The organism is Halodesulfovibrio sp. MK-HDV (genome assembly GCF_009914765.1).
Taxonomy (GTDB): domain Bacteria; phylum Desulfobacterota; class Desulfovibrionia; order Desulfovibrionales; family Desulfovibrionaceae; genus Halodesulfovibrio.
The window spans coordinates 149151-162333 of sequence record NZ_WYDS01000001.1 but is presented as its reverse complement, the minus strand read 5'-3'; the positions used below and the strand labels follow the sequence as shown (position 1 = coordinate 162333).

The following is a 13183-nucleotide window of genomic DNA, read 5'->3' as shown; positions in this document are numbered from 1 at the left end:
GCTGTGTCTAAAACTTTACATACCCCGCTTACCGCGTGGCACAAAGCTGCTGGTGCCAAAATGGCTCCATTTGCCGGATGGGAAATGCCTATCCAGTATACAGGCATTATCGCTGAACACACTCATTGCCGTGAGCAAGCTTCAATTTACGATATTTGCCACATGGGCGAATTTGCTCTCGTAGGTGCAGGCTCTCGCGATGCTCTTTCTAAAATCGTAACACATAACCTGGAAAAACTTGCTCCAGGTAAGTGCGGTTACGGTTTTCTTCTGAACAAAGAAGGCGGCATTCTTGACGACCTTATCGTATATTGTCTCGAAGAAGACGAATACATGCTCGTCGTCAACGCTGCCTGTATTAAAAGCGATTTTAACTGGATAAAAGAACGTCTTCCTGAGTACGTGACTCTCGAAGATATGTCTGACCAGACTGCAAAGATTGACCTTCAGGGCCCTAAATCTTACGACGTGCTTGAAAAAATATTCGACAGCTCCCTGCGAGATCTCAAATATTTCAACTTCCGCACTGTTGAATTTAAAGGTCAGCCTGTCATCATTAGCCGTACTGGTTACACTGGTGAATTGGGTTACGAATTCTACCTTCCTTCCGAAAATGCAAAAGCACTTTGGGAAGCCCTGATGGCTCAGGAAGAAGTTGAACCAGCTGGCCTTGGTGCACGCGACACCCTTCGCCTTGAAGTGGGCCTCCCACTTTACGGTCAGGATCTCGACACTACTCACTCCCCTACCGCAGCCGGCATGGGCTGGATGCTTCGCTCTGAAGCAGAGTACGTAGGTAAAGGTAAAGACCGTGAAGGAACCGAACTCCTTATCGCTCTTTCCATTCCGGGTCGACGTTCCGCACGTCACGATGACGTTGTTACACTTGAAGACGGCACAGAAGTTGGCCACGTTACCAGTGGTTCTTACTGCCCGAGTGTTGGACATTCCGTTGCCTTAGCTTACGTAAAAATTGAAGCTGCTGATAATGAAAAATTCCTCGTTAAAGGCGCGCGTACTTCCCTTGAAGCAACAAAAGCAGAACTGCCATTCTACAAAGATGGCACTGCACGCATGAAGCTTGTTGACTAAGCTGCATCCAAATGAATAAATTAAAAGGGAAGCCGAATGGCTTCCCTTTTTTTATTGCCATTGGCACTACATACAATAATGAGATAGAAATTCATGAAAACATTTTTTCTTGAAACAGATAAATGGGACGAGCACTGTGTGCTTGAAGGTCAAGAAGCTAAACATGCGATTAAAGTACTACGCATGCGAACAGGCGAGACTATTCGTCTGTTAGACGGTAAAGGACAAGAAGGCACCTTTACCATTACCGAAATGGATAAACATACGGTATCTATTGAGCAGCAAGAAATCATTCAGCACCCTAAGCCAAAGGCAGAGCATTATGTTGCGATAGGTTGGGGAAAATCCGTGCGGCGTGGCTGGATTTTTGAAAAAGCTGTTGAATTCGGAGCTGCAGGACTCTGGTTCTGGCAGGCCGACCGTTCCCAATCCAAAGTTCCCTCAGAAGTTAAAGAAAGTTGGGAAGGCCAAATGCTGGCTGGAGCTAAACAATGTGACAATCCTTGGATTCCAGAACTCGCAACATTTCCTACTGGATCAAAAGGTGTTATGAACCGAGCTGAAGATTTTGATAATATTTTCATGCTCTGGGAAGGCCAGTCACCATCTGACATTCTATCTTCCGAGCAGCTTGATCTTTCAGGAAAAACACTCTTCATTATCGGCCCGGAAGGCGGATTTTCCGATGCTGAAGCTGAATATTTCAAAAACCAAGGCGCCAAGCCAGTAAGTCTTGGAAAAAGAATTTTACGCTGGGAAACAGCAGCCCTGCTGTGTCTCGGACTTGCATGGTGGAAAGGTGAAGTAAACAATGCTGCACGTTAGCAAGGAGATGTCTATGGAGGCAAAACAACCTCTTGCAGACAAAATTCGCCCTAATTCTTTTGAAGAATTCTCAGGACAGGAACATCTTTCTGCACGTATCACTGCGCTGACTAAAGCAAACCGACTTCCTAGCTTGCTTATGTTCGGCCCTCCAGGATGCGGCAAATCGACTCTTGCACTCTTACTTGCCAAACACACGGGCTTGAAGTGGCTTCGAGTAAGTGCGCCGGAGGCTGGACTAACACAGCTTCGAAAATCCCTGAAAGACATTGAAGTACTCGTGCTAGATGAATTACATCGATTCTCTAAAGCTCAGCAGGACTTTTTTCTTCCTATCTTAGAATCAGGTGAAATTACACTCATTGCAACGACTACTGAGAATCCGTCTTTCAGTGTCACACGTCAGCTGTTATCCCGACTCCACACACTCAAATTAAAACCACTACCCAATACATCACTTCAGACACTCGCACAAAAAGGTGCTGAAGCGTGTGGTGTTGAATTAGACGACACTGTTTACGAAATGGTTGCGGGAATTGCTCACGGCGATGCACGTACAATGCTAAACCTTGTGGAATATATTGCACAACTTCCACCTGAATCAAGGGAACCGGATCAACTTAAAGCCGTTCTCCCAGACGTACTCGCACGCCATGACAAAAATGGAGACAGCCATTACGAACTTGCCTCCGCGATGATCAAATCGATCCGTGGTAGCGACGTAGATGCAGCGCTCTATTACCTAGTATGCCTACTTGAAGGTGGAGAAGATCCAAGATTCATATGCCGACGACTAATACTCTCCGCTTCGGAAGATGTTGGCCTTGCAGATCCTAACGCACTACCTCTAGCAGTGGCATGTCAGCAAGCTACCGAGTTTGTTGGAATGCCAGAAGGCTTCATTCCACTGGCCGAAACTGTAACGTATTTGGCGCTTGCACCTAAGAGTAATTCGACCTATGCAGCGTACTTGGCCGCTGCAAAAGAGATACGGGCACATGGAAGCAAACCTGTTCCACTGCACCTGCGAAACCCTTCCACCAAACTCCAAAAGGAGTGGGGGTACGGTAAGGGATACCTTTATCCGCACAACTATCCAGAAGGGTATGTTCCCCAGCAATACCTTCCTGACGATCTCGCAGGTCGCAGATTTTATCAGCAGCGAGAGCAAGGAGTTGAACCACGTCTAACTGCGTGGCTTGCTCGTGCCAGAAAAAGCTTCCGTTAATCCCCATAGCATTAGGAGACACACATATGCTAAAGAAGCTATTTTGTATTACTGTAATACTTACACTTTGCTACGCCCTTTCAGGGTGTGCCGTGTACAATGCTGCCGTGGACGAGCGCAACATAAGCAAACAATATTCAGACACGGTTATCACAGCAACTATCCTTTCCAAAATGGTTGAGAGCAAAGGAATCAATTCCCTTGATATCTCCGTCAACACCTACAATGGGAAAGCATATCTTATCGGTGAAGTAGATTCCCTTGCACAACGTAACCTAGTGATCTCTACGGCACGCGACACAGAAGGTGTCCAAAGTGTTGTGCCGTACCTACTTCTCAAAAACCAGCAAGACTTCTGCGGAACCACAGACAACATGTCTATGAGCGCAGGACTCACAAAAACTTTAATTGGTGACAAAGAAATTTGGTCCACCAACGTTTCTGTTGATGTTGTACAATGCAACATTGTTCTCACAGGTATTGTCGCCTCTGACAAAGAGAAACAAAAAATTATTCAGCACGCAAACGCAGTTCCTAAAGTTCGATCAGTCACTTCGTATATTCAGGTTCAATAATAAAAAAGGCAGACTCAACTGAGTTTGCCTTTTTTATTTCTATCTTCTGATACAGCCCAACATATTTTCCCCAAAGAGATTTGTCGAAAATTGACACGGCTGCGCAGAAATAAAAAACTTACTGCTGCGAAAGCAATCCATTCCAAAAAACTTCTGTTTCTTTGTACGAATCTTTATATGTGTCTTCATACTTAACAGTAGGGAGGATAGACAAATTTTCCACAGATGCTTCCGCAATTTCAGAATCTTTTATCCAGCTCCGCTTTTTCAACTCAACATCTTTTATCGATAATTTCTTAATAGATGTTTCAAAAAAGTTAATTTCATTTATATCAAGCGAGCTTAAACACATATCTTCAACGACTGCCGAATTCCATTCTATGTCGCTTATCCTATTACAATTTAAAACATTTGCAGATGCTATTTTCGCCCGCACAAACCCAATACTAAGTCCATCGCAATCTTTCACAATAACTTCATCTATCTCTCCGCCAAAAGACAGATCGCTTTCGCTACTGTTATCGCTGGCATATATCTTCGCTATGTTTCCATCGATAGAAATCCAGGCCTTACTATTCTTGACTATCTTCACATTTTCAATTTCACCACCAACCCGCAAAAGTGAATCGCGATTATTTTCGAGAATTAAATTATTAGCATTGAGTCCATATAAATCAACATCTTTTAATGAACTATTCTTTATCACGACATTACCTGCTCCGAGTATCGAAAAAGACAATGTTACTTCTTTTCCAACATCAGTTCTATCAATGAGTAGATTATCAAGATTGGACTTATAAAACACTAAAGAATTACCCTCAACCACAGCAGCTATTTTACACTCAACTATTGCAATACTAGACCCTTTCTTCAAAAAATGCATTTCAACATCGAGCAGCTTACTACCTTCACCAAAGCCGACTTTATCGAACAGGGACGACTTAAAGGTTGTTACCTTTTCATCATAAGGAGTAGAGCCGATTGGTTCGAGCGTGGTATCCATAAACCTGACATTATGAAACTCGCTGTTGCTGAAATCAACACCAGTCAATGTACAATCTTCAAATGTTATATTGGTTAACTTTGCACCTTGTAAGTCAAGATTGTACATATCCACATTTTTTATTGTGAGATCATGCAATTCTAACCCACGTAACGTATAATTTTTTAATGAAGCACCAGAAATATCATTAGGATTAGTCTGTACTAGCTGTGAGACTACCTGTGCATCTTCAGTGCTCAAAGCTGTCTTTAGCTCTTGGCTCATGCAACCGTCCATGCCAACCAGCGCAAATATTACAACCAACCCTATTAAAAACCTATACCGCAGATTCATTTGGAATACCTTTTTAAGCGCAAGAAACGACATACTATCGAGGCAATCATCACCAATAGCAAATTTCCACACTACAGATTCTTCTACCAAGTACTTTCCAATATTCACTGGAAAACACAGAAGCCCATCGAATGTTTAGTCACCAACATTTTTTTAGTAGAAACAAAAAATCATGCAACACGCGAGCACAGTTCCTAAAGTTTGATCGGTCACGACATCAATTCAGGTTCAATAATAAAAAAAGACAGACTCAACTGAGTTTGCCTTTTTTATTTCTATCTTCTGATACAGCCCATAATCTTTGACTCAAAAACTGTTGAACGATTAGCATAGGCATACGAAAATAAAAAACTTACTGCTTTGAAAGCAAGTCATTCCAAAACCCTTCTGTCTCTTTATATGACTCATCGTAACGCACATCTGGAGAAATAGTTAAATTTTCGACAGACACATCCACAACCGTGGTATCTCTCACCCAGCTTCTCTCTTTCAAGACAACATCTTCTATGGATAATTTTTTTATTAATGTTTCAGCCGAATTTATTTCTTCTGCATCAAGTGTACTCAACTTCAATTCATCAATAATCACAGATTTCAATTCTAAGTAAACCATATTATTGCAGTTAGACACTACTGCTGATTTAATCTTGCCTCGAGAAAGGCATACACTAAGTCCACCACCATCTTTCACTAGCACTTCGCCAATATCCCCTCCAAAAGACACATCACTATTTTTTCCTCCATTATCGCTTGCATATGCTGTTGTTATTGCACCATCAACCACTATCAAAGAATCGCTGTTCCCCACGACTTTCACATTCTCAAATTCACCACCAACGCGCAAAAGTGAATCTCTATTATTCTTGATAAGTAAATTTTTAGCTTCAACTCCATAAAAATCAACGTTCGTCAATGAACTATTCTTGATTACAACATTCTCTCCGCCAAATATTGCTAAAGACAGTGCAACGCCTTCTTCCACATCAGTCCTGTCTATCAGTAAATTTTCTAGATAGGAGTCATAAAAAACATAGGAATGCCCCTCAACCACAACCTCTATTGTGCAATCAACAATTGCAAGACTAGACCCTTTAGCCAATGAGTGCAGTAACACATCCAGCAATTTACTTCCGTCTCCAAATCCAACCTTATCTAGCAACGAATTTTTAAATGTCGTTTCCTTCACATCATATCTTGTGGTGCCAATCGGTTCGAGCGTGGTATTCATAAATCGAACATTATGAAACTCGCTATTGCTGAAATCAACGCCAGTCAACGTACAATCTTCAAATGTTACATTGGTTAACTTTGCACCTTGTAAGTCAAGATTGAACATATCCACATTTGTTATCGTAAGATCGTGCAATTCCAACCCATGCAACCTATAGTCTTTTAGTGAAGCACCTGAAAGATCATTAGGATTAGTCTGTACTATCTGTGATACCAATTGTGCATCGCCGTCACTCAAAGCTGTTTTTAACTCCTGACTCATACAACCGTTTAGACCACACAACAACGCCACAATTAAGGCTAGCCCTATTAAAAACTTATATTGCGTATTCATCTTGAACACCTTTTTTGAGCGCCTTGAATAATAAACTATCAGGCTTAATTTCTACATTGCATAATCTTCTAGCAAGCACTGTCAATATTCACAGAAAAACACAGAAGCCCATCGAATGTTTAGTCACCAACATTTTTTAGTAGAAACAAAAAATCATGCAACACGCGAGCACAGTTCCTAAAGTTTTATGGGTCACGACATCAATTCAGGTTCAATAATAAAAAAGGCAGACTCAACTGAGTTTGCCTTTTTTATTTCTATCTTCTGATACAGCTTATAATATTTAACCCAAGAACTGTTGCTAAATTAGTATGTCTGTACAGAAATAAAAAACTTACTGCTTTGAAAGCAATCCATTCCAAAAGCCTTCTGTTTCTTCATATAACTCATCATACTTAATAGTTGGAAGGATAGAAAAGTTGTTTATCGATGCATTAGAAACTTTAGTATCCCTCACCCAACTCCGCTTTTTCAATACAACATCGTCTATTGATAAGTTTTTAATTAACGTTTCAGCAGAATTAATCTCCTTCAGATCAAGAGAGTGTAGCTCCAAGTCCTCGACAACCACATGCCTAAGCTCTAAGTCATTCATATTATTACAATTAAATATTTTTGCCTTTTTTATAGTTGCCCGAGCAAAATCTACACTAAGCTCATCGCTATCTCTAACAACAACGTTATCAATTTCCCCTCTAAAGCCTACACCGCTATCACGACCACCATTGTCAATGGCAGATATCTCTTTTATTTTCCCATTAATAGCAATCCAGGTATTTCTATTTTTGGCTATCTTCACATTCCCAATTTCACCACCAACCCGTAAAAGTGAGTTACGATTATTCTCAAAAATAAAATTCTTAGCATCGAGCCCATACAAATCAACATCTATTAATGAGCTATCCCTTATAATAACATTACCTCCTCCTAGTATCGAAAGAGAAATTGCCACACCTTTTTTTACATCAGTCCTGTCAATAAGTAGATTATCTAGATATGAATCATTAAAAACAAAGGAATGATCTTCAACCACGACAGCAACTGTACTATCTACAATTGCAATACTAGATCCTTTAAGTAAAGAATGCATTAATACATCTAAAAGCTTACTACCATCTCCAAATCCAACCTTATCTAGCAACGAATTTTTAAATGTCGTTTCTTTCACATCATATCTTGTGGTGCCAATCGGTTCAAGCGTGGTATCCATAAACCGAACATTGTGAAACTCACTGTTACTAAAATCAACACCAGTCAATGTACAATCTTCAAATGTTACATTGGTTAACTTTGCACCTTGTAAGTCAAGATTGTACATATTCACATTTCTCATTATTAAATCGTGCAGTTTTAATCCACGCAACTTATAATCTTTTAATGAAGCACCAGAAATATCATCGGGGTCATTCTGTATTAGCTGTGAAACCGCTTGTGCATCTTCATTGTTTAACGCGGTCTTTAGCTCCTGACTCATGCAGCCATTGAGCCCACATAACAACGCCACAATACAGCCCACGCCTACTAACGACCTATACAGAATCTTCATTTGAAACACCTTTTTAACCGCAAGAACAACATACTATTAGGCAATTATAACCAATAGTAAATTCCCGCGTTACAGAATCTACCATTGAGTACTGTTCAGTCTTCACTGGAAAACACAGCAGCCCATCAAATGCTTAATCACCATCTATCTTTTTTTAATAGAGGCAAAATTATTCAATACGCGAACGCAGTTCCAACAGTTTGATTGGCCACTCCGTATATTCAGATCCAATAATAAAAAAGGCAGACTCAATTGAGTTTGCCTTTTCTATTTCTACCTTCTGATACAGCCCATAATCTTTAACTCAAGAACTGTTGAAGAATTAGCACGGGCATACGAAAATAAAAAATTTACTGTTTTGAAAGCAAGTCATTCCAAAAGCCTTCTGTTTCTTCAAACAATTTATTATAATACACATCTGAGGAAATAGACAAATTTTCGACAGACAATTCATCAATTGTAGTCTTTTCTACCCAACTGCTCCCTTTCAACGCTACATTTTCTATAGATAATTTTTTTTATTACTGTTTCAGTGGAATTTATTTCTTCTGCATCAAGTGTGATCAACTTCAACTCATCAATAACCACAGATTTCAGCTCTAAATACCTCATATTATCACAGTTAAACACCTCCACTGTCTTCATCACACCTCTTGCAAAGCTTACACCAAGTCCACTACCATCTTTCACTAACACTTTGCTGATATCTCCTCTCAAAGATACTCCACTGTTTCCCCCCCCATTATCGCTAGCATATACTGTAGTTATTGCACCATTCAGCACTATCCTTGAGTCGTTATTCTCCACAATTTTCACATTTTCAAATTCACCACCAACACGCAAAAGAGTATCTTGGTTATTCTGAATAAGTAAATTTTTAGCCTGAACCCCATAGAAATCAACGTTTGTTAACGAACTATTTTTAATTATAACATTCTCTGCGCCAAATATTGCTAGGGACAGTGCAACACCTTCTTCCACATTGGTTCTGTCTATCAATAAATTCTCTAGATAAGAGTCGTAAAAAACATAGGAATGCCCCTCAACCACAACCTCTATCGTGCAATCAACAATTGCAAGACTAGACCCTTTAGCCAATGAATGCAGTAACACATCCAGCAATTTACTTCCGTCTCCAAATCCAACTTTGTCTAGCAACGAATTTTTAAATGTCGTTTCCTTCACATCATATCTTGTGGTGCCAATCGGTTCGAGCGTGGTATCCATAAACCGGACATTATGAAACTCACTGCTACTAAAATCAACACCAGTCAACGTGCAATCTTCAAATGTTACGTTGGTTAACTTTGCACCTTGTAAATCAAGATTATACATATCCACATTTGTTATTGTGAGATCATGCAATTCTAACCCACGTAACGTATAATTTTTTAGTGAAGCACCAGAAATATCATCAGGATCATTCTGTACTAGCTGTGAAACCACTTGTGCATCTTCATTGTTCAAAGCATTTTTAAGTTCTTTACTCATACAACCGTTTACTCCAAATAATAACATTACAACTAATATCGTCCCTATCATTATCTTATATTGCATATTCATTCGGCAATACCTTTTTGAATAAATCTACAAGCGTATCTGCTGGATGCTCATCACCAATAGAAAAATCCCACCTTGCATACTTTTCTACTAAACGTTGTATGATTTTCATAGGAAGGCACAATGGAACATCAAAAGAATAATCATTAAAAATTTTATTATCCAAGGAATTTTCAGTAAAGTGTAGCGACGCATAAAATATTACTTCATCATCATCAATTTCATGTACAGATGTAGCTAAGAAATTTGCTGCCGAACCACTTGACGCCACAACACCATCCACAATTTTTACTGAACAACTCCCAAGGTATGCTAAAGTTTCTTTTTCGATTTTATGCAGTTTTATCTCTTTTACAGCTGCCTTAGGAAATTCCTTTCCAAAGACGATAGAAGATTCTTTATGCAACACAACAATTTGATAGCCTTCACGAATTGTGTTGAGTGGTGGTTCTCCCATTACAATATAAAAGTCTCTAAAAAGTTCTTTCGTTTTTATACGCTTCATATATTCCGCAGCCACAGCAAACCGTGGCTTACTCTCTTGCAATGAGCACTTTACAAGATCAATTTTATCATTCTCAACATCAATCCACAGACCTTGCGGGGGAGACATGCCCTGTCCCGCCAGTTCGTTATCAAAATTTTGCTTAGATACTGGACCACTACTACCAGAAACAACTATACGCGTAGCATTTGGTGACAAATCTTCAATTTCAGAAGGCTGATCATCCCCTGGAACTACTCCCGCAACCGTCCATGTATCCCCTGTAGGTTCACCTTTAATGTAGTATAATCCAGCACGATGAGAATGCCCAGCGAGACAATACTTAAAGTGCCCTTTTTTAATATGATCCTCAAAAACAATCTTGCGCCGTTTGTAAAATGATCCTTCATCAGCGTGGGTTTCATCTCCGTAAGGAGCTCGTTCAACTTCGTCATATCCCAACCCCATATCTATGATCTGAAGCTCATTAAAATAAACATTATCGATATCAATTACTTTCTCTTCTGTTACTGGAATATCCGTGGCGTAATTTACAAAGGTAAAATGACTGAGTAGAATATTTATCCCCTGTTGATTTTTTGCCGCTTGCTGAATCAAGCTTAGTTGCTCAGCATTACAGGATTCGGGAGAACGCGGAAGACTTCCTCCACGGTGAATGAAAGGCTCAAGATATTCTTCATCATCACCCCATTCTAAGCCAAGAAATATTTGGTCATTAAAAGGGATAATCATATCGCTAACAGGAGAAAAAACTTGATAAAACCATGATAAATTCGATTTATCAAAATTATTATTTTCGACAATATCACCATACGTAGGCCCATACATTAAGCATGCTTCATAAATAGTTAAGTTATGATCAGCTGGAATGCCTGGATTTGCCTTTTTAACATCTATGTTAAGAGTTTTTTTGCCAATACGTGGGGATATCCCATATGGAATTCCATAAGCTTCATGGTTCCCAGATACTAATATTATCGGTTTTTGGTACTTAACCATGAAATATTCGAACAAACCATACACCGCTGTATCATCAATGTATTTCGGATATAATTCATGATCATTCTTAACTAAATCTAAATCAACATCGCGCCAAATGCCACCTGTGTTTGTGGCTTGAGACTTTTCTGGATCAAGGTTCACACAATGGTCGATAAGGTCACCTGTAATTACAAGCAAATCAATTTTCTTTTCAGCTCCAAGCCCATCTTTATCCCCCATCTGATCCATTAAGTCTTTTAACGCCAAGAAGTTGTTCCCCACCATGTCACCGATAAATGGTGAATCTTCTTCACTTGCACCTGGAATTACCTGTGCTTTGCTTCTTAAAAATAAATTTTGGCGAGAAGAAACATGCACATCGGATAATTGCCCAGGGTTCAAATACTTTTTAGTACGAACATAAACAGGATGACGTTGAATTATTGGCGTTTCATTTGTACTTGCAAATCCTGCATCTGGATTATTAGGCTCACGTAAACTTGCTCGGGATACATTCTCTAAATCGTCAAATTGATAACGGCCTTTTTTCCCCTTATCAATTTTATCAAGCCATTTTTTCTGTAGAGTATCTTGTGGTTCATGGAAGACCTGTTCCACATCTGCCGGATTATCCTTTCTTCCTTGTCTATCATGTGCCTTATAGTGATCAAAACCTTCTTTAGTACAGCTCAACCAGCCTAGGTCATGCAATCCCTCTTCAGCAAGCTTAGTCCCTTTAAATCCTTTGGAACTAATGCATACTTCTACCAAACAAGTTAAACCAGCTTTTTGAAACTCAGTCGCACTAGTATCTCGAATAACGCACCAAGCTTCACCGTCACCGTTTGAAACAAACTGTCTTTTCCCAGAAAGTTTGTCCAAGAGCCGCACTTGTACATGCTCAATTCCATCAACATACTTCTTAAAGAGTGGTTCTGAGACTTCTAGTTTTGTTTTCTCGGCCATTTCCTGCACGGTTATGTGCTGAAGAACAGCCATTACAGAATGTTTACCACCCAGAACTACTGCCCCCACTTTTTCTTTCCCTGGATCTTGATTTATAATCGTTTCAAACTTGTTATCCAAAGCCAAAAGCAGCCTAGCCGGAGCCTTCTGACTCGGGTTCACAAGGACTGGGCAAGCAAGTGAAGGAATGACTATCGCTCCATCAAATGGCAACCTTGCTAATCTGATATCAACATCTCCATCTTTTGGAGGATACACGGTAACCGCTTTCCCATGAAGAGACGCCTTAGTGGTCGGAAACTTAATGCTATTATTTGTCCCAAAAGCTTCAGTTGACGACGGTGACGACTTCCCTTCATCAGGAAGAAGCAAGAATTTTCTATTTTCACTTCTCGGATAACTGTGCGTCCTGAAAAGACTATTCGCAACTTTACCCTTTTCAATCATATCGTCATTTTCTAATAACAATTGAAAAGGTAGCCCGTTGTAGCGGTCACCATACTTAAGCAAATAACTACTTGTATGGTCTTCAATTGTAATCTTACGGCAGTAATCAACAACATCTTTAACAGTCTGTTCGGACTTATATTCTTCTAGATCTATATCTTCATCAAATTCAAATGATGATATGCGTGAAATTATATTTTTTATTTCCCGTTCTGCCAAAAACAAAAAACGCTTAGTAAGCTCTATCCAAATATTATCTATGCAATGGTCTGTTGCTTTTGTATTCCGAACATAACAATTACCTTCTTTCAAAATCAAAGGCACTACTGGTGATTCAGACAACAAGACAACTTCGCCATGCCGCAATGAACGTTTTAAGCTTGCTCCTCTCTCGCCAGTACGGAGAAGGCAAGCCAGTTCAGCATCAGAAATATCTTCTACTGCCGCTTCTATATTCAGTAGATCCATCTCCATCAATTGGGCACTACTCTCGACAGAATATTTAGTTAACGTTTTCATTACATGCTCTTATTTCAATGGTTTTATGCGATTTTAAAA

The 13183-nt window shown here is 39.7% G+C and carries 9 protein-coding genes; 4 read left to right on the top strand and 5 right to left on the bottom strand.

Features of this window, described 5'->3' with window-relative positions; translation table 11 throughout:
- Positions 1–3: 3 nt before the first annotated feature.
- The 4 genes from gcvT to MKHDV_RS00765 all read left to right on the top strand — a co-directional run bounded on the left by gcvT (position 4) and on the right by MKHDV_RS00765 (position 3720).
- Positions 4–1092 (top strand): glycine cleavage system aminomethyltransferase GcvT, encoded by a 1089-nt coding sequence (gcvT, locus tag MKHDV_RS00780; RefSeq protein WP_160711263.1) that lies wholly within the window; start codon positions 4–6, stop codon positions 1090–1092.
- Positions 1093–1185: 93 nt separating this feature from the next.
- Entirely contained in the window at positions 1186–1917 is a 732-nt protein-coding gene (locus MKHDV_RS00775; RefSeq protein WP_160711261.1) for a 16S rRNA (uracil(1498)-N(3))-methyltransferase, read from the top strand.
- Between the two features lie 13 nt (positions 1918–1930).
- On the top strand, positions 1931–3145 hold the full coding sequence (locus MKHDV_RS00770; RefSeq protein ID WP_160711259.1) for a replication-associated recombination protein A: 1215 nt from the start codon (positions 1931–1933) through the stop codon (positions 3143–3145).
- Between the two features lie 26 nt (positions 3146–3171).
- Positions 3172–3720 (top strand): BON domain-containing protein, encoded by a 549-nt coding sequence (locus MKHDV_RS00765; protein WP_160711257.1) that lies wholly within the window; start codon positions 3172–3174, stop codon positions 3718–3720.
- Positions 3721–3838: 118 nt separating this feature from the next.
- On the opposite strand, the gene MKHDV_RS00760 is transcribed toward MKHDV_RS00765, so the two are convergent.
- The 5 genes from MKHDV_RS00760 to MKHDV_RS00740 all read right to left on the bottom strand — a co-directional run bounded on the left by MKHDV_RS00760 (position 3839) and on the right by MKHDV_RS00740 (position 13144).
- Entirely contained in the window at positions 3839–5146 is a 1308-nt protein-coding gene (locus MKHDV_RS00760; RefSeq protein WP_160711255.1) for a pentapeptide repeat-containing protein, read from the bottom strand.
- A 262-nt stretch (positions 5147–5408) separates the two neighbouring features.
- Positions 5409–6620, bottom strand: a complete 1212-nt coding sequence (locus MKHDV_RS00755) for a pentapeptide repeat-containing protein (protein WP_160711253.1) — start codon at positions 6618–6620, stop codon at positions 5409–5411.
- 334 nt (positions 6621–6954) lie between these two features.
- Positions 6955–8166 carry a pentapeptide repeat-containing protein gene (locus MKHDV_RS00750; RefSeq protein ID WP_160711251.1) on the bottom strand — a complete coding sequence of 404 codons (1212 nt, stop codon included), beginning with the start codon at positions 8164–8166 and terminating at the stop codon, positions 6955–6957.
- Between the two features lie 453 nt (positions 8167–8619).
- Positions 8620–9657: a pentapeptide repeat-containing protein gene (locus MKHDV_RS00745; protein WP_160711249.1), complete on the bottom strand. Its 1038-nt coding sequence runs from the start codon at positions 9655–9657 to the stop codon at positions 8620–8622.
- 55 nt (positions 9658–9712) lie between these two features.
- Positions 9713–13144: a metallophosphoesterase gene (locus MKHDV_RS00740; protein ID WP_160711247.1), complete on the bottom strand. Its 3432-nt coding sequence runs from the start codon at positions 13142–13144 to the stop codon at positions 9713–9715.
- Positions 13145–13183: the final 39 nt, after the last annotated feature.